Source organism: Pseudomonas sp. GW821-FHT09H03 (assembly GCF_059415945.1).
This window is the reverse complement of record NZ_JBWKOF010000012.1, coordinates 80,390-103,055: the sequence shown is the minus strand read 5'-3', so window position 1 is coordinate 103,055 and position 22,666 is coordinate 80,390. Positions and strand designations below refer to the sequence as shown.

The window sequence follows — 22,666 nt, the reverse complement described above, 5'->3', positions numbered from 1 at the left end:
CGACCCAACGGGGGCAAGCCCCCTCGCCACAAAAGCCTGTTCGCCACAAAAACTCCATTATCTCAGGCAGCGCTTCACCACAGGCAAGTCCGCTCAGCGTCCTGTTCAGCGCTCGGGAAGCTTCCAGTCTTCGCGCAATTGTGGCGAGGGGGCTTGCCCCCGCTGGACTGCGTAGCAGGCCCAAGTTTTTTGGGGTCGCTGCGCGACCCAACGGGGGCAAGCCCCCTCGCCACAAAAGCCCGTTCGCCACAAAAGCTCCACTTTCTCAGGCAGCCTTTCGCCACAGGCAAACCCGCTCAGCGTCCTGTTCAGCGCTCGGGGAGCTTCCAGACTTCGCGCAACTGCTCGTACTGCGCCTCGGGCAGTTGCACTAGCACGGGTGATTTTTTCGGGTCCAGCCACTCGAACAAACGGGCGATATCGGCCGGGTCCATGGCGGTGCAGCCGCGGGTAGGCGCGGTGGGGCCGCGCCAGATGTGGAAGAAAATGCACGAGCCGGCGGTGGGCGAGGCCGGGGTGTTGTGTTCGATGAAGATGCCTTGTCGATACAGCTCATCGCTGCGGCGCATGCGTTCGGAACTGTGCCAGTCCCTGGTGACCGCAGCACCGTCGACCAGTTGGTTGTAGCGTGCCGAGGCGCTGTCGTCCACGCACTCGATGGTCGACGCCAGGGGCAGGTAGGGCAGCTTGGTCACAGCCGTGCCGGCGTAGCCAAACGCGCTGCCCAGCCTGAACATCCCGGCCGGGGCTTTGCCGTCGCCTTCCTGTTTAACCGGCCCGGTGTTTTGCTCAATGTCGAGCAAGCCCTTGCCCCAGCCCATGCCGTTTTTGCCGAGCACCACCGCAAAAGGTGCTGCAAACTTTTCGAAGACCTTGCCACGCCGTTCATAGCGCTGGGCACTGCCCTGGAGGTCATCCCAGTTTTTGCTGGTGACCACGATCAGTTGTTCGCTGTCGTCCAGCCCTTGGGCCATGGCCGCCAATGGAAAAGACAACAGCAACAGGATGCTGACCAGTTTGTTCATGGCGCGGGCGGCGTAATGGGGAAATCCATGACGTCCGGCTTCGGCGCATCTGCGCGGTAGGTGAAGTGCCACCACTCGGCCGAATAACCGCTGAAACCCTCTTTTTCCATGGCGCTATTGAGCCGTTGGCGGTTGGCTTTGGCCGTCGCGCCGATCAGCGCCGAGTCGGTGTGCGCGCGTACATCGAAGCAGTCGAAGCCGGTGCCCATGTCGAGCGCGCCGTCGCGCCAGCGCTGGCCGTAAGGGGCGGTGCAATCGACAGGCGTGGCAGCCGGCGTCCAGGCTGCGGCGGGCAGGGCGTCGGGCCCGGTCAGGGTCAGGTCGACAGTGTTGCCCCGGGAATGATTCGACACCCGGGCTACATAGCCCAGGCGCCAGAAATCTTTCTTGTCCAGGGTCGGGTAGAACTCGGTTTTCAACGGGTCACCCGGCTGCGTGGCGAAGCGTCCCATGTCCGCCACGGCCCGGGTCGGTCGGTAGCAGTCGAAGACTTTCAGTCCGTAACCCTGGGCTTGCAGCGCCGTCTGCACCCGGGCCAGCGCCTGGGCAGCGTCCAGGGACAGCAGGCACTGCGGCGCCTGGTAGCCGTCGAGTGGGTGCCCGGTGAAGTTGTGGGCGCTGGCGTAACGGATGTCCTGCACAATGCTTGGGGCGACCGAGCGCAAATACACCATATGGCCGGGCTTTGGCTCGTCGGCCAGGCACGGCAGGGCGAGGCTCAGGCACAGCAACAATAACGGACGTGAACGGGCGGCTGAAGACATCGGCAAGGGCCTCAGGGCAGGAGCAGTCTGCTCATGATGGCTTGAAACCGTCTGCACCTCCATGAAGTTGTTGATCGGCATGGTAGGACGAGCGCACCAGCGGGCCGGACGCGACATTCTTGAAGCCCATGCGCATGCCTTCCGCGGCGAACCAGGCGAAGGTGTCGGGATGTACGAAGCGCTGGACCGGCAGGTGACTGCGCGACGGCTGCAGGTACTGCCCCAGGGTCAGCATGTCGATCTCGTGCTCGCGCATGCGCTGCATGACTTCGATGACTTCCTCGTCGGTTTCGCCCAGGCCGAGCATCAGCCCGGATTTGGTCGGCACCCCGGGCACTGCTTGCTTGAATTTGTGCAGCAAGTCCAACGACCACTCGAAGTCCGATCCCGGCCGTGCGGCCTTGTACAGGCGCGGCACGGTTTCGAGGTTGTGGTTGAACACATCCGGTGGTTCGCTGGCGGTGATTGCCAGCGCCACGTCCATGCGCCCGCGATAGTCAGGCACCAGGGTTTCCAGCTGCACCCCCGGCGACAGCTTGCGGATTTCCCGCAGGCAATCGACAAAATGTTGGGCGCCGCCATCGCGCAGGTCATCGCGATCGACCGAGGTGATCACCACGTATTTCAGGCGCAGTTCGGCGATGGCCACGGCCAGGTTCATCGGCTCGTTGGTATCCAGCGGTTTGGGCCGGCCATGGCCGACATCGCAAAACGGACAGCGGCGGGTGCAGATATCGCCCATGATCATGAAGGTCGCGGTGCCCCCGGAGAAACATTCGCCCAGGTTCGGGCACGAGGCTTCTTCGCAGACGCTGTGCAGCTTGTGTTTGCGCAACAGTTGCTTGATGCGCTCGACTTCGGGAGAGATCGGCATGCGCACGCGAATCCAGTCGGGTTTGCGCGGGAACTCGTCGGTGGGGATGATCTTCACCGGAATCCGCGCGACTTTTTCTGCGCCGCGCAGTTTGGTGCCGACTTCTACTTTGGCCGGGCTGTTTGCGACTGATTCCACAGGTGTACTCATGGGTATTTTCTATTGGTCGAGTGGGAAGAGGTGAGTGCAGTCACGGACCCTGTGGGAGCGGGCTTGCTCGCGAAGAGGGAGTGTCAGTCGATATCTATGGTGACTGGCACACCGCCTTCGCGAGCAAGCCCGCTCCCACAGGGTTTTGTGCTGTGGTGCTCAGTCGCGGTAGACCGGGAAATCAGAACACATGGCCGCCGCTTGCTGTGCGACCCTGGCTTCTACACCGGCATCGCCGAGGTGGTCGAGGATGTCGCAGATCCAGCCGGCCAGGGCAATGCTTTGCGCTTCCTTGAAACCACGGCTGGTAATCGCCGGGGTGCCGATGCGCAAGCCGGAAGTCACGAAGGGTGACTGCGGGTCGTTCGGCACGGCGTTCTTGTTCACGGTGATGCCGGCACGCCCCAGGGCCGCGTCGGCGTCTTTGCCGGTCAGGCCCTGGCGGATCAGGCTGACCAGGAACAGATGGTTGTCGGTGCCACCGGAGACCACGTCATAGCCCCGCTCGATAAAGACCTTGGCCATGGCCTGGGCATTGCGGATCACCTGCGCCTGATAGGTCTTGAACGCCGGCTCCAGCGCCTCCTTGAAACACACGGCCTTGGCCGCGATCACGTGCATCAGCGGGCCGCCCTGGCCACCGGGGAATACCGCAGCGTTGAGCTTTTTCTCCAGTTCCGGGTTGGCCCTGGCCAGAATCAGGCCACCGCGAGGGCCGCGCAGGGTCTTGTGGGTCGTGGTAGTAACCACGTCGGCGTATGGCAGAGGATTGGGGTACAGACCGGTCGCCACCAGGCCAGCGACGTGGGCCATGTCGACGAAGAAGTAAGCGCCGACCTTGTCGGCAATCTGCCGGAAGCGTGGGAAGTCCAGGGTCTTGGAGTACGCGGAAAACCCGGCGATGATCATCTTCGGCTGGTGCTCGACCGCGAGGCGCTCGACTTCGTCGTAATCGATCAGGCCGGTGGCCGTGTCGATACCGTACTGCACCGCGCTGTAGAGCTTGCCGGAGAAGCTCACCTTGGCGCCGTGGGTCAAGTGGCCGCCATGGGCCAGGCTCATGCCCAGCACGGTGTCACCGGCTTGCAGCAGGGCCAGATACACCGCCGCGTTGGCCTGGCTGCCGGAGTGCGGCTGTACGTTGGCGTAGTCGGCGCCGAACAGCTGTCTGGCACGGTCGATGGCCAGTTGCTCGACCACATCGACGTGTTCGCAGCCGCCGTAGTAACGCTTGCCCGGATAGCCTTCGGCGTACTTGTTGGTCAGGCCGCTGCCTTGGGCCTGCATCACCCGTTGGCTGGTGTAGTTCTCCGAGGCAATCAGCTCGATATGGTGTTCCTGTCGTGCATCCTCGGCGTTCATCGCCGCCAGCAGTTCGTCGTCGTAGCCTTTGATCTGGTCGTGTTTGCTGAACATGGTGGGGTCCTTTTGCGTATTCGGGAAATGGTGAAGGGTTTTCAAGCGTCTGCGTGTTCGGCGGTCAGGCGTTCATAGGCGTCTTGATCCAGTAAATCGCTCAACGCCTCGACATCGACCGGCTTGAAACGAAAGAACCAGCCTTCGCCCAGTGGATCTTCGTTGACCAGTTCAGGGGTGTTTTCCAGCGTTGCGTTGACGTCGACAACCTCACCATCGAGCGGCATGCCGATACTGCTGGCGGCTTTCACCGATTCCAGTACCGACACTTCAGCGCCAGCTTCGAAGGCGCCTGGTTCAGGCACCTGAACGAACACCACATCCCCCAGCGCCTGCTGGGCAAACGCGGTAATGCCCACGGTAATCAGGCCATTGCTTTCGAGGCGCAACCATTCGTGATCGACGGTAAAACGCAATTCGCTCATCTCAATTCCTCATTGTTCTGACTCATCCGCTGCAGGTGGCGGATGGCGATTGACGGGCTCGTGGCGAGGCAACGAGCGGGCTGAGGTTGAGATAGCAAGGGTGGTGCCAATGTTTGTTTATTGTTTTAAATCAATGAGTTGTCAGTTATTTAAAAAGGACGGTCAATTATGTTGTATTGAAATCAATACAGACAGGTCAAGCTCTGGAGGCAAGCAGCGTGATTGCTGGCAGGGAAGAGGGTGTCTTGATTTCGCTACGCTGTAGCGATTTGCGAACGCAGAGCGCGGGCACGGGCACGGCTCATTCCACAGTGGGAGCGGGCTTGCTCGCGAATGCGGGGTGTCAGTCAAATCAATAGTGACTTACACCCAGCATTCGCGAGCAAGCCCGCTCCCACTGTGGAATTGTGTTGGCGGCGACAATCTGTCCCGACAGAGAACTCAGGCCTTGCCGGGGATGCCGTATTTGCGCAGGCGAATGGCGATTGCGCTATGGGATGTCTGCAACCGCGCTGCGAGCAAACGGCTGGACGGATAACTGCGATACAACTGCTCCAACAGGTTCTTTTCAAAGCCGCCAACCGCTTCTTCCAGACTGCCGACTTCACCATCATTCTGTCGCTCCACGGCGGTGCGGGCGATGTCGAGGTCGTCGATGTCCACCAGCGGATTTTCGCAAATGGCCGCCGCGCGAAAGATCACGTTCTGCAGTTGCCGCACATTGCCCGGCCAGCGGTTGCCGAGCAGGGCGGAAAAGGTACTCGGCGCCAGGCGACACATCGGACGCTGGATCTGCGCGCAGGCCTGCTGCATGAAGTGATTGGCCATCAGCAGAATGTCGTGGCCGCGCTCGCGCAATGGTGGAACCTGCAGGTTGAGCACGTTGAGGCGGTAGAACAGATCTTCGCGAAAACGTCCTTCGGCGACCATTTTTTCCAGGTCGCGGTGGGTCGCACTGAGCACCCGCACATTGACCCGGACCTCCTTGTCGCCACCCACCCGGCGGAAGCATCCGTCGCTCAAAAAACGTAGCAACTTGGCTTGCAGGTACGGCGACATTTCCCCCACTTCATCAAGGAACACCGTGCCCTGGTCGGCCAGTTCCAACAGGCCGAGCTTGCCACCCCGTTGCGCGCCGGTGAAGGCGCCGGGGGCGTAGCCGAACAGTTCGCTCTCGGCCAGGCTCTCCGGCAGCGCGGCGCAGTTCAGGGCCAGAAAGGGCGCGTCGTGACGCGGGCTGATGGCGTGGCAGGCGCGGGCCACCAGCTCCTTGCCGGTGCCGGTTTCACCCTGGATCAACAACGGTGCATCGAGCGCCGCCACTCGCTGCGCCCGGGCCTTGAGCGCACGAATCGGTGGCGATTCGCCGAGCAGTGCATCGAAGCCTTCGGCGTGATCATGGTGCAGCGCCGACAGGCGTTCGCCGATACGGCTGGGCTGATACAGCGTGAGCAGGGCGCCGGCGTCGGTGACGGGCATCGCATCGAGGAGCAAGGTCTGGCCACCCAGGCTGACCTCGTGCATCGGCAGGCGAAAGCCGTGTTCGATCAGATTGCGCTGCAAATCGGCATCATCGAACAGTGCCGTCAGCGGTTCTCCGGCCGGTTCCCGACCGCAGAGGGCGATCAGCGCCGGGTTGGCCAGCAGCACATGGCCGCGATCATCGACGGCCAGCACCGGGTCGGAACTGGCCGCCAGCAACGCATCCAGTTGAAGGCGCCGGCGTTGTCCCGGAAGGATGTCGACCATGGTCACCGCTTGCACGCCACGCACACCGAACAGCGCCTCGCGTAACTCTTCCAGCACCTCGGCGCCGAGGGTCGGCGCGTCGATGTAAACGTTCGGCGGCACCATTTCCACCGCATCCAGGTTGAAACTGCGCCCGCCGAGCAGGGCCAGCACTTCCTGGGTAATACCGACGCGGTCGATGAAGGTAACGTGAATGCGCATGACGGGCCTGCAAGGTTGGCGGACCCAATCAGTATGCCCGGCCAATTTTCCTTTTGGCGAGCGTCACGTCAGCCGTTGGCGGTTTTGCGCGAGCTGGCCGCCAGGTCTTCGAGGAAGGCTTGCAGGATCGGCGGCGGGGCGACGCCACGTCGGGTGATCACATCGAACGGAGACTTCAGGCGCAGGCTGGCGGGGGCAAGCTGGTGCATCTCGCCGCTCTTGACCCATTGCGCGGCGAAGTGCTCGGGCAGGAAGCCCAGGTAGGCGCCGGAAATGATCAGGATTGCCGTGGCTTCGATGTTGTCCACCGTGGCGGCGGCCTTGCTCACGCCCAGGTGCTCGAGGTCGTATTGCTGCATGTAGCCGCGCACCACGATCCGCCCCGCAGCGACCTCTTCGAGTAGCTCCTGGCCTTCAGCCTCGCTGCCGTACAACGGGTGCCGCCGGCCGCAATACAAACCGAGCGCTTCCTGGTACAGCGGCGATTGCAGCAGCCCCGGCACATGGATCGGAAAGTGCCCGATGGCCAGGTGCAAGCGGCCGTCGAGCACCCGTTCTTCGAGTTCCGCCGGGGTGCCGACGTACACGTTCAGGTGCACGTCATGACCCCGGGAGACGAAGCGTTGGGTAGTGCGCGGGATCGGCGACTCGGGGTCGGTGATGGTGGTGTCGATGATCCCCAGATTGAGCTTGCCGCTGATGTGCTGCTTGAGCACATCGGCGTCCATGCAGAAGTTTTCCACCGCCGAGAGCAGGCGCTGGGTGGCTTCATGAATCGCCACGCCTTGCTCGGTCAAGCGAAAGCCACTGCGCCCGCGCTGGCAGAGTTTGACCCCGAGCCGGGTTTCCAGATGGGTCATCTGTTCGCTGATGGTCGACTGCCCGGCGTTCAAGGCCGCCTGCGCGGCCGAGAAACCGCCGCAGCGGACAATCGTGGCGAACACCCTGAGCAGTTTCAGATCGACATCGTGCAGCTGGATCACCTGGGACCTCCGGCGTGTGGATGCATCGGTTATGCCGATATGAGTATCTGATGTTTAGCATTTTTTCCACGAAAACCTGCGCCCATAGTCACTCCAACGGCGGTCGCCTTGCAGTCCGCCAAGCCGATAACAAGAAGTGGAGAGGCTTGAAATGTCGAATAACGGTTATGAATCCGGTCGCCTGAACCTGCCGTTCGTAGGTCACTGCACCTTTGGCAAATCCCCGGTGTGCACCGATTGGGATGCCCTGGACGCCGACGTCGCGGTGCTTGGCGTGCCCAACGACATGGGCACCCAGTGGCGCTCCGGCGCACGCTTCGGGCCACGCGGGATTCGTGAAGCATCGACGCTGTTTTCCTTCGGCCATGCCGGCGCCTACGACCACGAAGATGACGTCATGTACCTGACCGCGTCCGACGTGCGCATGGTCGACGTCGGTGATGCCGACATCGTCCACACCGACATGCAAACCAGTAACCAGAACACCGAATACGCCGTGCGCAAGATCCTCGATGCTGGCGTGATGCCGGTGGTACTCGGCGGCGACCACTCGGTGCACGCGCCGGTGATCAAGGCCTTTGAAGGCCGCGGCCCGATCCACATCATCCACTTCGACGCCCACCTCGATTTCGTCGACGAACGCCACGGCGTACGCTACGGCCACGGCAACCCGCTGCGTCGCGCGTCGGAAATGAACCACATTGTCGGCATGACCCAGATGGGCATCCGCAACGTCTCGTCGTCCAATCGCGATGACTATGAAGCCGCCCACGAAGCCGGTTCGAAGATCCTCTCGGTGCGTGACGTACGCCGCCTCGGCGTGGAAGGCGTGCTGGCGCTGATCCCGCAGAACATCAACTACTACATCACCATCGACATCGACGGTTTCGACCCGTCCATCGCCCCTGGCACCGGCACCCCGAGCCACGGCGGTTTCCTCTACTACGAAGTGCTGGAAATCATCCAGGCCCTGGCCAAGCGCAGCAAAGGCAACATCGTCGGCATGGACCTGGTGGAAGTCGCACCGGTGTACGACCCGACCGGCATGACCTCGATTCTCGCTGCGCAACTGCTGCTCAACAGCATCGGCTTCATCTTCCACGAGCGTGGCCTGGTACGGGCAGCCGCCGAGAGCGAAACGACGCTGGCTTAAGAGCTGAGCCTGAACATCGAAACCACAAAGCCCCGGCAGCACCTGACTGCCGGGCAGAGAGAATAAAAAATGGACACGATCGTCAAAAGTTACCTGCAAAAATTCGGCGTCAGTGAAGCCACCCAGACCTTCCTCAGCAAGGTCCAGAAAATGTTCATCGGTGGTGCCTGGGTCGAGGCCAGCGACGGCCAGACTTCCGATGTCATCGAGCCATCCACCGAAGGCCTGATCACGCGCATTCCCATGGGCACCACCGATGACCTGGACCGCGCCGTGCAAGCCGCCCGCGCCCAGTTCGACGGCGGCGCCTGGCGTCAGGCGAAACCGGCGGAACGCGAGCGCATGATGCAGCGCCTGGCCGACCTGATCGAACAGAACGCCGCAGAACTGGCCGAAATCGAATCGATCGACATGGGCAAATCCGTGGCCTTTGCCAAGGATGTCGATATCCAGGGCACCGTTGATACCTTGCGCTACTTCGCCGGTTGGGCCACCAAGCTTCACGGGCGCACCGTTGAGCCCTCGCTGCCGGGCAATTACCTGGCCTATACCCGCAAGGAAGCGGTCGGGGTGGTCGGCGCCATCGTGCCGTGGAATTTCCCGCTGCAGACCATGGCGTGGAAGCTCGGTGCCGCCCTGGCCACCGGTTGCACCGTGGTGGTCAAACCCGCCGAACTGACCTCGCTGTCGGCCCTGCGCTTTGCCGAACTGGTGCAGGAAGCGGGCATCCCTGACGGCGTGATCAACATCGTCACCGGGCGCGGCAGTGTGGTTGGCGCGGCCATGGCTACGCACCCGGGCATCGACAAACTGACCTTCACCGGATCGACTCCCGTAGGCCGCACCGTCGGCCAGGCGGCAGTGGACGAAATGAAGCGACTGACCCTCGAGCTCGGCGGCAAATCACCGGTCATTGTCTTCGCCGATGCGGATATTCCAGCTGCCGCCCAAGCGGTCGCAAACGGTGTGTTTTTCAACTCGGGACAGGTATGCGACGCCGGTACACGGGCTTATATTCATAGCAGCGTCTACGAGCAATTCCTGGGCGAGCTGATCGCCTACACCCGCACCCTGAAGATCGCTCCGGGCCTGGACCCTGAGTGCTTCATCGGCCCGCTGGTTTCGGCCCTGCAAAAGCAGCGCGTGACCGAGTACATCGAAACCGGCAAGCAGGAAGGCGCGCAACTGGTCTACGGCGGCCAACCGGTCGATGGCCCGGGCTTCTTCGTCGAGCCGACCATCTTCGCCAACTGCCGCAACGACATGCGCATCGTCCAGGAAGAGATCTTCGGCCCGGTGCTGGTCACTGCACCGTTCGACGACGAAGAGCAAGCGCTGGCCCTGGCCAACGACTCGCAATATGGCCTGGCCGCAGCGCTGTATTCCAACGACCTGGGCAAGGTGCACAGCCTGATCCCCCGCCTGAAGGCAGGCTCGGTCTACGTCAACGCCCACGGCACCCTCGATCCATCGATGCCGTTCGGTGGCTACAAACAGTCCGGGTTCGGCAAGGACCTGGGCGCCGAGCAGCTCGACTACCTGCTCGAAACCAAGGCGGTGTGGATCACGCTGCCAGCCTGACGGTAGTCCCCTTGTAGGAGCGAGCATGCTCGCGATGGACGTCAACTATAACGCTGACAGCCTGACACCCAGCGGTGTCCTTGAGTTCATCGCGAGCATGCTCGCTCCTACAGGGCCAACCATCGAATCGAGAACGGCAAGGATGCGCCCGGGCGTCGTTCACCCGGAGAATCGCGGTTTTTTCGTCATGATCTTCCAACAATAAGAGTCCATCATGAACACAAACGCCAAGTCCGCCACGAGCGTGTCCGCCCTCGATGACAAGTCCGTCGTCGAGGGGCATTCGATTGATTTCATTCCCGAGAACGAGCGCACCGACAAACTGTCGAGCCAGGGCCCGTTCTGGTTCCTCGGCAATTTCACTTTCTTCACCATGACCATCGGCTTCGTCGGTCCGAGCGTCGGCCTGACTGCGCTGTGGACCACGCTCGCCGGCACCCTGGGCATCATGTTCGGCACGCTGTTCATGGCTTTCCATGGTTCGCAGGGCCCGCACCTGGGCTTGCCGCAGATGATCCAGTCCCGTGCGCAGTTCGGTTATCGCGGGGTGATTCTGGTGCTGCTGGCGACGCTGTTCGTGTTCGCCGGGTTCAATATCGTCAACCTCGTATTGATGATGCAGGGGCTGCATACGCTGTTCGGTTTCGACCCTGCGGTGATCGCCGTGGCGGTGACCCTGCCGGCGGCGGTCCTGGCGATCCTGGGCCATGACTGGATGCACCGCAGCTTCAAGTGGGCGCTGTACCTGTCGCTGCCGTTGTATGGCCTGGTGACCCTGGCGGTGTTGATGGGTTGGGTTCCGGATGCGGTGTTGCCGGCGCTGGCAGAAGGTGAGGTGGCCCGGGAACCGCTGGGCTTCAACTGGACCGGTTTCATCGCGCAATTCGCCGCGGCCGCCAGTTACAACATCGCCTACGCCCCTTATGTATCGGACTACTCGCGCTACCTGCCGAAGAACACCTCAAGCGGCAAGCTGATCGCCGTGGTGTTCCTCGGGGCCTCATTGTCCGGTGCGTGGATGATTTCCGTGGGCGGCTGGCTCGCCGATCACCTGCATTCGACCGACGTGCTGGTGGCCCTCGGGCAAGTGGGCAACACCGTGTCGCCGCTGATGGGTACGGCGGTGGTGGTCGTGACCATCCTGGCATTCCTGCCGGTGATCGCGATGAATATCTACAGCGCCAAGCTGACCACCCTGACCTGCGTCGACTCGATCAAGCACATCGAGCCAACGCGCAAGGCGCGCATCCTCGCCATTGCCTTTGTGATCCTGCTGCAACTGGGTGTGGCCCTGAGCATCCAGAGCACCGGCAAAGGCCTGTCGGTACTGGGCATCTACCTGGTGGTGATGTTGTACTTCCTGGTGCCCTGGACCTCGGTCAACCTCACCGACTACTTTTTCGTGCGCAAGGGTCGCTACGCCATCCCGCACTTCTTCATGCCCAACGGCAACATCTACGGCAACTGGGGACTGCGCGGCATCGCTGCCTATGCCATCGGCTTCATTTCGATGATTCCGTTCTTCTACATCTTCGACGGCGTTGAACAGCGCGAAGTCTATGTCGGCCCGCTCGCCAAGGCGCTGGGCAGCATCGACATCGCCTGGCTGGTCGGCTTGATCGTATCGGGGCTGGCGTACTACTGGCTGAGCCGCTCGATCGATCTCAAGCGCGAAGAAACAGTGATCCAGCAGATCGAGAAAACTTCCCCGCAATTCACCACCGGCGACACGCTGACCCACAAACAGCAACCACTGCCGGTATTCACACAATCGTCGGTCGGGAGATAGTCATGACCACGCAAAAATACGACTACATCATCATTGGCGCAGGCTCGGCTGGTTGTGTGTTGGCCAACCGCCTGAGCGAAGACCCGGCCACCTCGGTGCTGGTCCTGGAATTCGGCGGCAGTGACAAGAGCGTAGTGATCCAGATGCCGAGCGCCTTCTCGATCCCGATGAACACCAAGAAGTACAACTGGCGCTACGAGACGGAGCCGGAGACTTACCTCAACGGCCGACGCATTCACTGCCCACGGGGCAAGGTGCTCGGTGGTTCGTCATCGATCAATGGTCTGGTGTACATCCGTGGCCACGCGCTGGATTTCGACGAGTGGGAATCCCTCGGGGCCGAAGGCTGGGGTTATCGCAACTGCCTGCCGTACTTCAAGCGTGCCGAGAGCTACGAGTCCGGTGGTGACAGCTATCGCGGGCAGACCGGGCCGCTGCACACCACCAACGGCAACCACATGAAAAACCCGCTGTACGGTGCCTGGGTCGATGCCGGTGCCGAGGCGGGCTACATCAAGACCGAGGACTGCAACGGCTACATGCAGGAGGGTTTTGGCGCCATGCACATGACCGTGAAAAACGGTGTGCGCTGCTCCACGGCCAACGCCTATCTGCGCCCGGCCATGGACCGTCCCAACCTGACCGTGATCACCCACGCGATGACCCGCCAGATCATTCTTGAAGGCAAGCGCGCGGTGGGGGTCATCTACGACCACGGCGGCCAGACGCAGCAGGTCTATTGCAGCCGCGAAGTGCTGGTGTCGTCGGGCCCAATCGGTTCGCCGCACCTGCTGCAACGTTCCGGCATCGGCCCGGCCGAAGTCCTGCGCAAGGCCGGGATCGGCGTACGCCATGACCTGCCGGGAGTAGGGGAGAACCTGCAGGATCACGCCGAGGTGTACATCCAGTTCGGCTGCAAGGAACCGGTGACCCTCAACAGTAAAATGGACCCGCTGAGCAAGCTGATGATCGGTTTGCGCTGGCTGCTGTTCAAGGACGGCCTGGGCGCCACCAACCACTTCGAGGCCGGAGGTTTCATTCGCTCCGAGAAGGGTTTGCGCTGGCCGGACATCCAGTTCCACTTTCTGCCGGCGGCGATGCGTTACGACGGCAACAAGCCGATCAAGGGCCATGGCTTCATGGTGCTCACAGGTCCCAACAAACCCAAGAGCCGCGGCTATGTGCGGGTGCGTTCGGCCGACCCGTACGAGCATCCGGAAATTCGTTTCAACTATCTGGAGCGCGAAGAGGACCGCGAAGGCTTCCGCCGCTGCATCCGCCTGACCCGCGAAATCATCGGCCAGAAAGCCATGGACCGCTTCCGCGACGGCGAAATCGCCCCGGGTGCTCAGGTCACCAGCGATGAAGACCTTGATGCCTTCGTACGTGACAACCTGGAAAGCACCTACCATCCGTGCGGTTCGTGCCGCATGGGCGAGGACGACATGGCGGTGGTCGATTCCGAGTTGCGCGTGCGCGGCATCGCCGGCCTGCGGGTGATCGATTCCTCGGTGTTCCCGACCGAGCCCAATGGCAACCTCAACGCACCGACCATCATGCTCGCCGAGCGGGCCTCGGATCTGGTTCGCGGGCGGAGCATGTTGCCGGCGGCGGACGTGCCGGTGGGGCTGGTGGAGAACTGGGAAAGCAGCCAGCGCACTTCATTGCCAGGGCGCAACGTACGGGTCTGACTGCGTCGTCGACCCAATGTGGGAGCGAGCCTGCTCGCGATGAGGCCATCAGATTCAATAGTGATGTTGACTGACGGACCGCTATCGCGAGCAGGCTCGCTCCCACAGGGGGGCGGTGGTGTTTTCAGAAAGTTTTACGTCGCCGACCCTTCGCCATTGCTAGTCTGAAGATCCCTGAGACCGCAATGGAGCACCCTCATGGCTATTCAGGCCCTGCGCGCCGACGTATCCGACATCGACAAAATCGCCAGCCTCTTCGACGCTTACCGTGGCTTCTACGGCCAGCCGTCAAACCTGGCGCAGTCCCGCGCGTTTATCGCCGAGCGTATCGCCCGGGATGAATCGGTGGTTTTCTACGCGCAAGAGCAGGGCGGCGACACCCTGGGCTTCGTGCAGATGTTCCCGACCTTTTCCTCCATCGATGCCCACCGCACCTGGCTGCTGGGCGACCTGTTCACCACCCCCGCCGCCCGCGGCAAAGGGGTAGGGACCCTGTTGATGAATACCGCCCGCGACTTTGCGCGGCTGGCCGGTGCCAAAGGCATGACCCTGGAAACCGCCACCGACAACTTCACTGCCCAGCGTTTGTATGAAGCCCAGGGCTGGGTACGCGACCCCGGTTACTACACTTATTGCCTGGATTTGAACAAAGGCTGATTCAGCGACCTTGTTCCCCGAACACCGGTCGCAGGAACGAGCGCTCGTAGCTGAGGATGAATTTTTTCTCCTCGGCATACTTGAACGCCGCGATGCACTGCGGATCGCTCATCGACTGTTGCCGGTAATCCTCGTACGCCGCCAGGCTGGGGAAGGTGAATAGCGCCAGGGCGATATTGTTGGCGCCCTCGGACGGCAGGAAGTAGCCGTGATGCTGGCCGCCGAATTTCTCCACCAGGGGAATCCACAACTTGCCGTAGTGTTCGAACGCTTCGAGCTGGTAGGGATCGATGACGTATTTCAGGTAGCAGGTGACCATGGTCTTTCCTTGATCGAGGTTTGAGGGAAGGCCATCACTGTAGTGGACAGTCGCCAAAGTCCATAGCCATGCACTCGACTTTGAGCGGTGAATTTGCGCCAATCACGCCACGCGCAGCACTATTGCTTCAGTCAATAGTCATCATCAAAAATCGCAAGTTCTGTTTTTTCGGCAAAGGCGGACAATCACCTTCATCGAATACGCTGCCAAAGGAATTTGCGCGATGAAGATGCTGACCCGACTGTTTGTGATCGCCCTGCTGCTGGGCAGTGTTGCCACCCCTGCATCGGCGCGTGCCGAAGACGCGCCGGCCTGCCATTTGCCGCCGATCGCCGACAGTGACGGCGGATTGAGATATGGGCAGACAGTCGGGGTGCTCTACAGCGAAAACACCGTGCAAAACCTGCAATACCTGGAGCAGTACCACTCGGTGGCCTTGAACGGTGCAAAGAACGCTCTGGATGTGCGGATTCGCCAGGCATTCGTCAACAGCTCCGATCCGCAACTGGCGATCGACTGGCTGATGAGCTCGTTGCAGCACAGGTTCCTGTCCGTGACCGTCTATGACAACCTCGATGCACTGCTGCAAGCCCGCCCGGACGTAGTGGTCATGCTCGATACCCACAACCAGTTGCTGACCCGGCGCAATGACCGGGTCGAGGCACGATTCGCCGCGCGGTTCTACGACGCCAACCTGCAATACATCGGCAAGGCCGAAGGCGCGGTGGAAAAACAACTGCCGTCGGTATGGGTGAACCACAAGGCCGCTGCGCAAATCGCCGCACAAATCGAACAGCAGCGCGATCTGCAGCTGAGCGCATTGAAGCAGTTCGATGCATCGTTGAAGGCGCTGGTAACAGCGGGCTAGCAAGAGCCGGCAACATGTCCCAAACCGGCGAAATGGTCCTGTTGGCACATATAACCTGTGGGAGCGGGCTTGCTCGCGAAGGGGGCATCAGCTTCAACATGGAAGTTGCCTGACCCGCCGCCTTCGCGGGCAAGCCCGCTCCCACCGTGACCCTGTCTAACCGACAGGCACCAGTCCATTTGGGTTTCCGCCGTGTGCCATGTTCCAATAGTCCGCACCACCGGACTGGATATGGACCATGAAGAAAATCGCCGCACTGACCTTCGCCGCAGCCATCCTGCTCAGCACCCCCGCCAGCGCCGCAGGCGATGCCCAGGCCGGGCAAAAGGTGTACAAGCGTATGTGCAGCGGTTGCCATCAGATCGGCGAGTCGGCCCGGGCTTTTTTTGGCCCACAACTCAATGGCGTGATCGGTCGCCCCTCAGCTGTCACCACAGACTACGTGTATTCCGACGCAATGAAATCCGCCAACCTGGTCTGGGACCGCGACACCCTGATCGCCTATCTCGAGGCGCCGAAGAAGGTGGTACCCGGCACGCGCATGATTTTCTGGGGGCTCAGTGACCCGGAGAAAATCGACGATCTGCTGGCCTACCTGGAAACCTTCAAGACCCAGTGAGCCTTGCCATCTGTGGTGAATAGCCAGCACGCTAGCAAGCGCTTGTGCAGATAGCGGTCGAGGGTGAAGAACGCCCTGGGGTTTTTGATGACCCGCGAAATTGCCCATCAACTATCATTCGAAAAAGCGCTTCACTCGATCCAGTCTGATTTTTCACAAGTGTCCATAGCAGACTTTCACCAGCTGATCGGCACTACTGCGATTTCGTTTGAGCGAGAGGCGCAACGGATTTCAAAGCAGACTCTCCCGGTCGCACCGCGCGCTTCTCGAAAACGCTCCAGCGGGAAATAGGAGGTGTAATGTCTGAACCATCCGCTCCTGTGAAAACATCTCGGTACTCCGGGATCAATGCAGGAAAAAGTAGCAAATGGATGGCCCTCTTGTTTTGGTCAACCCTCGTCGGGGTCACCGCCCTGCTGCTTATCAGCGGTTACAGTGCGTTCACCGGGGTGAACCGGGTCAACTTGCAATATGCATTTCTAGGCGGTCTCTGCGGTTTTGGCGCCACGGCGTTTGGCGCCATCGCAGCGGTTGTGTTGCGCGACATCACCGCGCGTACCCAAGACATTATGCTGGGTTTCGCCGCCGGCATGATGCTCGCCGCCAGTTCCTTCTCGCTCATCCTCCCTGGCATCGAGGCAGCCCAGTCCATTTGCCATAACAAGTTACTGGCTGCGTGTGTCGTGGTATCAGGCTTGGGATTGGGCGTGGCGCTTATGGTCGGCCTGGATCGTTTCGTACCCCATGAACATTTGCAGATTGGACGCAAAGGGCCTCAGGCGCAGCGCTTCAGTCGGGTGTGGCTTTTCGTCCTGGCTATCACGCTGCATAACTTGCCAGAAGGCATGGCCATCGGTGTCAGCTTCGCCAACGGCGACATGAAGGTGGGATTGCCGCTGACAACGGCGATTGCCATACAGGACATTCCGGAGGGGCTTGCTGTCGCATTGGCACTGCGAGTGACCGGCATTGGCGCGTTGCGCGCTGCGTTGATTGCCGTTGCATCAGGCCTGATGGAGCCATTAGGTGCTGTAGTCGGCCTCGGCATTTCCAGCAGTTTCGCCTTGGGCTATCCCGTCGCTCTGGGTCTTGCTGCAGGGGCGATGATCTTTGTGGTCTCCCATGAGGTCATACCAGAGACACATCGCAATGGCCACGAAACGCCCGCGACGTTAGGCCTGATGCTGGGGTTCGGGGTCATGATGTTTCTTGATACAGCATTGGGCTGAACGCGATCCGGGTATCAACGACATTCGAAGCCGGCGACTCACCGCCGTGCTGCTGGCTGAGAAATTCGATGCCAATCGGCTGGCCGATGCAGCAAAAGGCACGAGCCTTACTGGGCGATCAAGATCCGGAGACTCCCGGCACATCCATGTTTATCTTGCGCCAGGCAGCCTCGGAAAAGCTGTAAGCCGAAAAGGCGATCAAGCCCAGAGCCATCACCATCAAAATCAAAGCGCCGGCTGGCAGGTTCTGGAGAGCATCAAGGGCTTCCTTCATGCCAGGGGGATCCGTGGCTTTATAGCGCGAGCCGCTGATTGCCAGCAGCAGCGCTATCTCGATAAACACTACGCCGCGGGCTATGAGTCCGAACCGAGCCACCGGGCGGATATAGCGCATTACGTCTTCGTCCGCCTCAAAGTACTTCTCGAACGACGCCTTCCATCCTTTGATGATGTGAGCAATGCCTACACCTAATGGCACGAGTGCCATGAGGTAGACCAACACGTTTGAGTGATCCCAGGACAAAAGATGCGCCAGTAAATCCTTTGTCTCCCCACCTGCGGAGTGACCTGAACTTCTGACGCCGCTAACGAGCAGGCCCAATGCAAAGAACGCCAGAGCGCCGTTAACCAAACCTCCCGCCAACAAACCTGCACGAATCACCAGCCCCTTGAGTTTCGTACCGTGATGATCAACGTCGCGAATCGCTTGCAGCACTCGCCACCCGGCGAAGGCTAGCAAACCAGCCACCACTAGCCCGACCAGGACATATCCGAATGGCTGGCTTAACAGCGCCTCAAGGCTTTTGTGACTGTCCTTCGGTTTTGTCGAGTCTTGAGCTGCCAGCAGAGCGAAGATACCTATGATCAAATACAGAACACCTCGAGCGACATATCCGCCCCGAGCGAGTAGGACAAGCGTGTGTTGAGCGGACATTGGATTATTTCCGAGGAGCTATATAGCAGCAGACCCCATCGCTTGGAGAAGGGTTCGATAAAGCTCGACACTCTTGAGCAACTGACCAACCTCGCTCCCACAGGGATGGTGGCGCAGAGGTATTCGTCAGGCCTTGCTGGCCTTGAGGTACGCGCCCAAACGCTGCCCCATCTGCTCACCCAGCGCCTGCAAGCCACTGAGCGGGCGCACCATCACTTCAAATTCGACAATCTTGCCCTGCTCATTGAAGCGGATCATGTCGATGCCTTTGAGCTCCTTCTCCCCGACCTTCGCACTGAATTCGAGGATGACGTTCAAGCCATCCGCCGTCGCCAGCTCACGGTAATAGGTGAAATCCTCGAACACGTTCATCACCGTGTTGAGGATCATCGACACCACGGGCGCCCCGGGGTAGGGCGTGTGGGCTATCGGCGAACGAAACACCGCTTGCGGGTCCAGGAGCTCGGGCAAGGCGCTCAAGTCTTTTTGACTGATCATCGCGTGCCAGTGCTTCAGGGACGCCGCGGCGTTGGGGTGCAGGTTCAATTCAGACATCTTCAACTCCTGTTTATTATTATTTTGCCGAGGGGGATTTTCGCATGCGTCGATCAATGACCTCGGCGGCATCGTCGGCCCATTGACTGTAGATCTGCGGCCCGGGATGAAAACCGTCGCTGGCCATCAGCCCTGCCTCGGGCGCCAGGCGGATTGTCAGCATCGTACATTGATCCACGCGCTGTGCCAGATCCGCGAGATGCGCGTTGAAACGCCGGGCCCTGTAGCCCAGATACCAGCGCAGCGGCTGCGGCAACGCGGGGAACAGGTGCATGGGCGGCAACGGCGACAGGACAATCTGCTTCACCGCGAACTTGTCGCACAACAGCGTCATCAAGCGCTGTTGCCGGGCAAGCCATTGATCAAGCGCCAGGGTACTGGTGACGTCGTTGACCCCGATCGACAACAGCACCACATCGAAGGGCTCTGGCGCGTGCTGTTCCAGCAGCGCCAGCAATGCTTGTGAATCCAGGCCCGAGCGCGCCAGCAATTTCCATGACACCTGATAATCAGCCGCCAGCCGACTGACCAGCCGACCGCTGAGCGCTTCGTCCTGAGTCGACGCACCCACGCCCGCAGCGGCACTGTCGCCGACAATCAGCAACCGCAGGGCATCGCCGCTGCCGGCCACGCCCTGGCGTTCGCCTTCGGCTTCCGGCAGCTTGGGCGTGATACGCCGGGTGTATAGGCCCTGCATCAGTAACAGGGGGCCGAGCAGGATTTTTGCCAAGGTTTCAATGTGGCTCATAAGACATTCCTGGACCAGCATCCGAAAAGCAACCTGACATGAATCACCCTGCGAACTCATCGTCGAAAATATGCTCGATGGGCAGCGCAAACGCCCGGGCGATCTGAAATGCAAGAGGCGGACTTGGATCATAACGACCGTTTTCGATGGCGTTGATGGCTTGCTGGCGATGTGCTCGCCTGCGTTGCGCAAGCCAATGAACCGAGCAGGGCGCACGTCAGCAGGTACCGCAGGCGTGGAGAACGGGGCATGGGCAGAACCTCCCTGGACGCGGACTCACAACGGCATCTTGTGTATCACAACTGCGGCCAGGGAACGACAGGTTGCGATGTATTCAATCGATCCCGGACGCGGGATTGCCTGATGCAGGCACCAGCCGCTTTTCTATCTGCGCCAGTTCCCAGGTGCTGAGCAGGCTGACCGGGTCGGTGCCGAAGCGTTGCCCGTTGTCGAACGCATACTCGCGGCCATCCGGGCTTTGGCCATGCAGGCAGTGGCGCAGATGCCCGGCGTCGACCTCAAGGGTCAGGCGCCAGCCATCGATGTCGACCAGGACGTGGCCGGGCCCGCACTGTTCGTCGAGCCGCTCGAAAGCGCGAATGCCCTGGGCGACGTCACGCATTTGCTGGTAAACCTCGCGGGCGGTGAGGGCGGGCACGGCTGTCTCCAGTGTGGAACAAGGGTGCTCAGGATAAACGAAGAGGATGCCAAAAAGCCCGGCTGATGAGGCCGGGCTTTTCGTTGAGTGCAGCGGTGAAGCCACGCATTCACACAGTGCGGTTCTGGATCAGGCGATCAGAGCCACCTTCAGCGATGCGGTTTTCGATCAGGCGATCGGAACCACCTTCGGCCACACGACTTTCAATCAGGCGATCCGAGCCGCCTTCAGCGACCACGGGTTGAGCAGAGGTAGCGGCGAAAGCGTTAACTGCAAAAACCGAGAAAGCGATGCTGAGAAGGACTTGGCGTTTCATGATGGTGTGCTCCGGGGCGCTCATGGGTTGGTATGGAGCAGATGTTACGCCGCGGATTTTTTTAGAGAACTTCATTGAATCAATGGTGACTATCGATGCCGCTAATGGTTTACGCAAAGGCCCGGATGATCGGGCCTGATGTTGATTTACTGTAGGAGCGAGCCTGCTCGCGATGGACTCAAAAGCGCCGCGTTTAGTCAGTAAGCACGCGTTATCGTTAACGTCCATCGCGAGCAGGCTCGCTCCTACAGGTGGATCACAATTGCCCGAAGCGGCATTCAGTTCGGCTTATTCAGCGCCGCTTCCGCCGCAGCAATCTCAGCCTGGCGCTTGACGATCATGTCGCCTATCGGCGGCCCCTGGAAGCGCCGGGCTTCGAAGCCGAACCAGACGATGGCCGTCAGCACCAGGAAACCGATGGTGATGTACAGCGCCCAATCATTCGGTGGCTGGATGCCGATGACGAAGATGATCACCATCGACAGGATCGACAGCAGCGCGAACACCGTGTACCAGAAGCGCCCCATGTTCCATGGCCCCATGGTCGGCCACTTCGCCGTCCCGTAGGCAAACAGGCCCAGCACGATGGGAATTACGAAAGAGAAGAACAGGAAGATCACCGTGCAGGACACCACGATCGTATAAACCGGCGTTTCCCCGACCGAGATCACCGAGGAACCCCAGTCGAACAACACAGCCAGGGTGGCACCGGTCCAGATCGCCGCTACCGGGCTGCGAAAGGTCGGCGAAACCGAGGACAGCGCTTTGGAACAAGGCAGGCCACCGTCCCGGGAGAACGCGAAGATCATCCGTGAAACCGAGGTGACCGTGGCCAGGCCACAGAGCACCTGCGAGATGAAAATCGCCACGAACAGCACCAGCTTCAACGTCGGGTTGACCTGGGTGTTCATGGCCCAGAAAAATACGTTCCAGCCTTGCTTGGCCGCCTCATCCATGTTTGGCAGCATCAGCACGAAGGCGCTGAGCATCACCCAGCCGAACAACAGCGACCAGACCACCGACATGACCATGCCCCGTGGCACCGACATGGCCGCATTGCGGGTCTCTTCGGAGGTGTGTGCGGAGGCGTCATAACCGGTGATGGTGTAGATCGGCAGCAGCAGGCCGAGCATGAAGATCCAGCCGTTCGAAGCCTGCGGCCAGACACTGCCGCCGGCCTCGCCAGAGTAGTTGCCGAAGGTCCATAACCGCGCGAACTCGTAGCTGGGCGCGGAGATCAGGCAGACGATGGTCAGCGCCAGCGCCGTGGCGAAAATCAGGTAGCCGGAGAAGTCGGTGAGTTTGGCGGTCAGGCCGATGCCCAGGTGATTGCACAAGGCCTGAAGGCCAGTGAGGATCGCCAGGAAAATCACCCGGACCGTGGTGGTGTCTTCCATGCCCAGGGCCGGTCCGAAGGCGCCGAAGAAAAAGTAATAGGTGCCGACGTTGATCGCGCCGAGTACCGTGACCAGCCCCAACAGGTTGAACCACGCGGTCAGCCAGCCGGTGAAGCGGTTACCGAGAATCGAGCCCCAGTGATACAGGCCGCCAGCGGTGGGGTAGGCCGAGGAAATCTGCGCCATGGCCATGGCGAACACCCCGGAGATCAGGCAACCGATCGGCCAGCCGATGCCGATCGATGCTCCCCCCGCGCCCGAGGTGCCCTGGGCCAGTGAGTTGATGCCGCCGGAGAGGATGCAGATGATCGAAAAGGAAATGGCGAAGTTGGAGAAAACGCCCATTCGTCGCGACAGTTGCTGGGCATAGCCCATGCTGTGCAGCACCTTGACGTCATCGTCGTGGGCGTCGGTGCCGGGCTGGCTTGCTGGGTTCATTGTTGTGTGCCCCTTTTCAGGTTTTGGACAGGCCGAACTGAGCCGCCGTAGGCTCGACCTTGGTTTTCTGTAGGAGCGAGCCTGCTCGCGATGGACTGAGGACGACGCGGGGTGTCAGGCTCCCCGC

At 60.9% G+C, this 22,666-nt stretch carries 22 protein-coding genes and 3 pseudogenes; 10 read left to right on the top strand and 15 right to left on the bottom strand.

Annotated elements, in window-relative coordinates:
* Positions 1–308: 308 nt before the first annotated feature.
* The 7 genes from AC07OG_RS18200 to AC07OG_RS18170 all read right to left on the bottom strand — a co-directional run bounded on the left by AC07OG_RS18200 (position 309) and on the right by AC07OG_RS18170 (position 7,587).
* Positions 309–1,025: a L,D-transpeptidase family protein gene (locus AC07OG_RS18200; RefSeq protein WP_495067687.1), complete on the bottom strand. Its 717-nt coding sequence runs from the start codon at positions 1,023–1,025 to the stop codon at positions 309–311.
* Positions 1,022–1,789, bottom strand: coding sequence for a M15 family metallopeptidase (locus AC07OG_RS18195; RefSeq protein ID WP_495067686.1), 768 nt, complete (start codon positions 1,787–1,789; stop codon positions 1,022–1,024). The genes AC07OG_RS18200 and AC07OG_RS18195 overlap by 4 nt, the downstream gene beginning before the upstream one ends.
* A gap of 31 nt (positions 1,790–1,820) precedes the next feature.
* Entirely contained in the window at positions 1,821–2,813 is a 993-nt protein-coding gene (gene lipA / locus AC07OG_RS18190) for a lipoyl synthase (protein ID WP_495067685.1), read from the bottom strand.
* A 159-nt stretch (positions 2,814–2,972) separates the two neighbouring features.
* A complete protein-coding gene (gene glyA, locus AC07OG_RS18185) occupies positions 2,973–4,229 on the bottom strand; it encodes a serine hydroxymethyltransferase (protein ID WP_495067684.1) in 1,257 nt (418 codons plus the stop codon).
* 41 nt (positions 4,230–4,270) lie between these two features.
* A complete protein-coding gene (gcvH, locus tag AC07OG_RS18180; protein ID WP_495067683.1) occupies positions 4,271–4,654 on the bottom strand; it encodes a glycine cleavage system protein GcvH in 384 nt (127 codons plus the stop codon).
* Between the two features lie 441 nt (positions 4,655–5,095).
* Positions 5,096–6,604: a transcriptional regulator GcsR gene (gene gcsR / locus AC07OG_RS18175; protein WP_495067682.1), complete on the bottom strand. Its 1,509-nt coding sequence runs from the start codon at positions 6,602–6,604 to the stop codon at positions 5,096–5,098.
* 68 nt (positions 6,605–6,672) lie between these two features.
* On the bottom strand, positions 6,673–7,587 hold the full coding sequence (locus AC07OG_RS18170) for a LysR family transcriptional regulator (RefSeq protein ID WP_495067681.1): 915 nt from the start codon (positions 7,585–7,587) through the stop codon (positions 6,673–6,675).
* A gap of 151 nt (positions 7,588–7,738) precedes the next feature.
* On the opposite strand from AC07OG_RS18170, the gene speB reads away from it, so the two are divergent.
* The 6 genes from speB (at position 7,739) to AC07OG_RS18140 (ending at position 14,458) form a co-directional block, all read left to right on the top strand.
* The gene (gene speB / locus AC07OG_RS18165) at positions 7,739–8,740 is read left to right on the top strand and encodes an agmatinase (RefSeq protein ID WP_495067680.1); all 1,002 of its coding nucleotides are present in this window, start codon (positions 7,739–7,741) and stop codon (positions 8,738–8,740) included.
* Positions 8,741–8,809: 69 nt separating this feature from the next.
* Positions 8,810–10,321 (top strand): aldehyde dehydrogenase family protein, encoded by a 1,512-nt coding sequence (locus tag AC07OG_RS18160; protein WP_495067679.1) that lies wholly within the window; start codon positions 8,810–8,812, stop codon positions 10,319–10,321.
* A gap of 25 nt (positions 10,322–10,346) precedes the next feature.
* The gene (locus tag AC07OG_RS18155; protein WP_495067678.1) at positions 10,347–10,526 is read left to right on the top strand and encodes a hypothetical protein; all 180 of its coding nucleotides are present in this window, start codon (positions 10,347–10,349) and stop codon (positions 10,524–10,526) included.
* Positions 10,527–10,535: 9 nt separating this feature from the next.
* Positions 10,536–12,110: a purine-cytosine permease family protein gene (locus AC07OG_RS18150; protein ID WP_060543603.1), complete on the top strand. Its 1,575-nt coding sequence runs from the start codon at positions 10,536–10,538 to the stop codon at positions 12,108–12,110.
* A 2-nt stretch (positions 12,111–12,112) separates the two neighbouring features.
* A complete protein-coding gene (betA, locus tag AC07OG_RS18145; RefSeq protein WP_060543604.1) occupies positions 12,113–13,801 on the top strand; it encodes a choline dehydrogenase in 1,689 nt (562 codons plus the stop codon).
* 198 nt (positions 13,802–13,999) lie between these two features.
* On the top strand, positions 14,000–14,458 hold the full coding sequence (locus AC07OG_RS18140) for a GNAT family N-acetyltransferase (protein WP_495067677.1): 459 nt from the start codon (positions 14,000–14,002) through the stop codon (positions 14,456–14,458).
* A 1-nt stretch (position 14,459) separates the two neighbouring features.
* Here the strand turns inward: AC07OG_RS18140 and AC07OG_RS18135 are convergent, their stop codons facing one another.
* Positions 14,460–14,777, bottom strand: a complete 318-nt coding sequence (locus AC07OG_RS18135) for an NIPSNAP family protein (RefSeq protein ID WP_060543864.1) — start codon at positions 14,775–14,777, stop codon at positions 14,460–14,462.
* Between the two features lie 223 nt (positions 14,778–15,000).
* Between AC07OG_RS18135 and AC07OG_RS18130 the strand changes: the two genes are divergently transcribed.
* The 4 genes and pseudogenes from AC07OG_RS18130 to AC07OG_RS18115 all read left to right on the top strand — a co-directional run bounded on the left by AC07OG_RS18130 (position 15,001) and on the right by AC07OG_RS18115 (position 17,493).
* A complete protein-coding gene (locus AC07OG_RS18130) occupies positions 15,001–15,645 on the top strand; it encodes an ATPase (protein WP_495067676.1) in 645 nt (214 codons plus the stop codon).
* Positions 15,646–15,883: 238 nt separating this feature from the next.
* Positions 15,884–16,264: a c-type cytochrome gene (locus tag AC07OG_RS18125; RefSeq protein ID WP_060543862.1), complete on the top strand. Its 381-nt coding sequence runs from the start codon at positions 15,884–15,886 to the stop codon at positions 16,262–16,264.
* A gap of 63 nt (positions 16,265–16,327) precedes the next feature.
* Positions 16,328–16,555: pseudogene (locus AC07OG_RS18120) on the top strand (manganese catalase family protein); the annotation flags it as partial.
* Positions 16,556–16,635: 80 nt separating this feature from the next.
* Complete coding sequence (locus AC07OG_RS18115; RefSeq protein ID WP_495067742.1) at positions 16,636–17,493, top strand: ZIP family metal transporter; 858 nt, start codon at positions 16,636–16,638, stop codon at positions 17,491–17,493.
* A 118-nt stretch (positions 17,494–17,611) separates the two neighbouring features.
* Here AC07OG_RS18115 and AC07OG_RS18110 read toward each other — a convergent pair whose 3' ends face one another.
* From AC07OG_RS18110 to AC07OG_RS18080, 7 genes and pseudogenes are all read right to left on the bottom strand, one after another.
* The gene (locus AC07OG_RS18110; protein ID WP_495067675.1) at positions 17,612–18,427 is read right to left on the bottom strand and encodes a DUF1206 domain-containing protein; all 816 of its coding nucleotides are present in this window, start codon (positions 18,425–18,427) and stop codon (positions 17,612–17,614) included.
* Between the two features lie 126 nt (positions 18,428–18,553).
* Complete coding sequence (locus AC07OG_RS18105; protein WP_495067674.1) at positions 18,554–18,982, bottom strand: nuclear transport factor 2 family protein; 429 nt, start codon at positions 18,980–18,982, stop codon at positions 18,554–18,556.
* A gap of 19 nt (positions 18,983–19,001) precedes the next feature.
* Positions 19,002–19,730: an SGNH/GDSL hydrolase family protein gene (locus tag AC07OG_RS18100; RefSeq protein ID WP_495067673.1), complete on the bottom strand. Its 729-nt coding sequence runs from the start codon at positions 19,728–19,730 to the stop codon at positions 19,002–19,004.
* A gap of 43 nt (positions 19,731–19,773) precedes the next feature.
* Positions 19,774–19,896 (bottom strand): annotated as a pseudogene (locus tag AC07OG_RS18095) (helix-turn-helix transcriptional regulator); the annotation flags it as partial.
* A 168-nt stretch (positions 19,897–20,064) separates the two neighbouring features.
* On the bottom strand, positions 20,065–20,388 hold the full coding sequence (locus AC07OG_RS18090; protein WP_495067672.1) for a DUF7693 family protein: 324 nt from the start codon (positions 20,386–20,388) through the stop codon (positions 20,065–20,067).
* A gap of 118 nt (positions 20,389–20,506) precedes the next feature.
* Positions 20,507–20,704: pseudogene (locus tag AC07OG_RS18085) on the bottom strand (phage infection protein); the annotation flags it as partial.
* 278 nt (positions 20,705–20,982) lie between these two features.
* Positions 20,983–22,539, bottom strand: coding sequence for an amino acid permease (locus AC07OG_RS18080; RefSeq protein ID WP_495067671.1), 1,557 nt, complete (start codon positions 22,537–22,539; stop codon positions 20,983–20,985).
* Positions 22,540–22,666 lie beyond the last annotated feature (127 nt).

Bases quoted from the DNA above. Each gene is read 5' to 3' on its own strand.
- AC07OG_RS18200 (WP_495067687.1), bottom strand. From the start codon at position 1,025: ATGAACAAACTGGTCAGCATCCTGTTGCTGTTGTCTTTTCCATTGGCG.
- AC07OG_RS18195 (WP_495067686.1), bottom strand. From the start codon at position 1,789: ATGTCTTCAGCCGCCCGTTCACGTCCGTTATTGTTGCTGTGCCTGAGC.
- lipA (WP_495067685.1), bottom strand. From the start codon at position 2,813: ATGAGTACACCTGTGGAATCAGTCGCAAACAGCCCGGCCAAAGTAGAA.
- glyA (WP_495067684.1), bottom strand. From the start codon at position 4,229: ATGTTCAGCAAACACGACCAGATCAAAGGCTACGACGACGAACTGCTG.
- gcvH (WP_495067683.1), bottom strand. From the start codon at position 4,654: ATGAGCGAATTGCGTTTTACCGTCGATCACGAATGGTTGCGCCTCGAA.
- gcsR (WP_495067682.1), bottom strand. From the start codon at position 6,604: ATGCGCATTCACGTTACCTTCATCGACCGCGTCGGTATTACCCAGGAA.
- speB (WP_495067680.1), top strand. From the start codon at position 7,739: ATGTCGAATAACGGTTATGAATCCGGTCGCCTGAACCTGCCGTTCGTA.
- AC07OG_RS18160 (WP_495067679.1), top strand. From the start codon at position 8,810: ATGGACACGATCGTCAAAAGTTACCTGCAAAAATTCGGCGTCAGTGAA.
- AC07OG_RS18155 (WP_495067678.1), top strand. From the start codon at position 10,347: ATGCTCGCGATGGACGTCAACTATAACGCTGACAGCCTGACACCCAGC.
- AC07OG_RS18150 (WP_060543603.1), top strand. From the start codon at position 10,536: ATGAACACAAACGCCAAGTCCGCCACGAGCGTGTCCGCCCTCGATGAC.
- betA (WP_060543604.1), top strand. From the start codon at position 12,113: ATGACCACGCAAAAATACGACTACATCATCATTGGCGCAGGCTCGGCT.
- AC07OG_RS18140 (WP_495067677.1), top strand. From the start codon at position 14,000: ATGGCTATTCAGGCCCTGCGCGCCGACGTATCCGACATCGACAAAATC.
- AC07OG_RS18135 (WP_060543864.1), bottom strand. From the start codon at position 14,777: ATGGTCACCTGCTACCTGAAATACGTCATCGATCCCTACCAGCTCGAA.
- AC07OG_RS18130 (WP_495067676.1), top strand. From the start codon at position 15,001: ATGAAGATGCTGACCCGACTGTTTGTGATCGCCCTGCTGCTGGGCAGT.
- AC07OG_RS18125 (WP_060543862.1), top strand. From the start codon at position 15,884: ATGAAGAAAATCGCCGCACTGACCTTCGCCGCAGCCATCCTGCTCAGC.
- AC07OG_RS18115 (WP_495067742.1), top strand. From the start codon at position 16,636: ATGGCCCTCTTGTTTTGGTCAACCCTCGTCGGGGTCACCGCCCTGCTG.
- AC07OG_RS18110 (WP_495067675.1), bottom strand. From the start codon at position 18,427: ATGTCCGCTCAACACACGCTTGTCCTACTCGCTCGGGGCGGATATGTC.
- AC07OG_RS18105 (WP_495067674.1), bottom strand. From the start codon at position 18,982: ATGTCTGAATTGAACCTGCACCCCAACGCCGCGGCGTCCCTGAAGCAC.
- AC07OG_RS18100 (WP_495067673.1), bottom strand. From the start codon at position 19,730: ATGAGCCACATTGAAACCTTGGCAAAAATCCTGCTCGGCCCCCTGTTA.
- AC07OG_RS18080 (WP_495067671.1), bottom strand. From the start codon at position 22,539: ATGAACCCAGCAAGCCAGCCCGGCACCGACGCCCACGACGATGACGTC.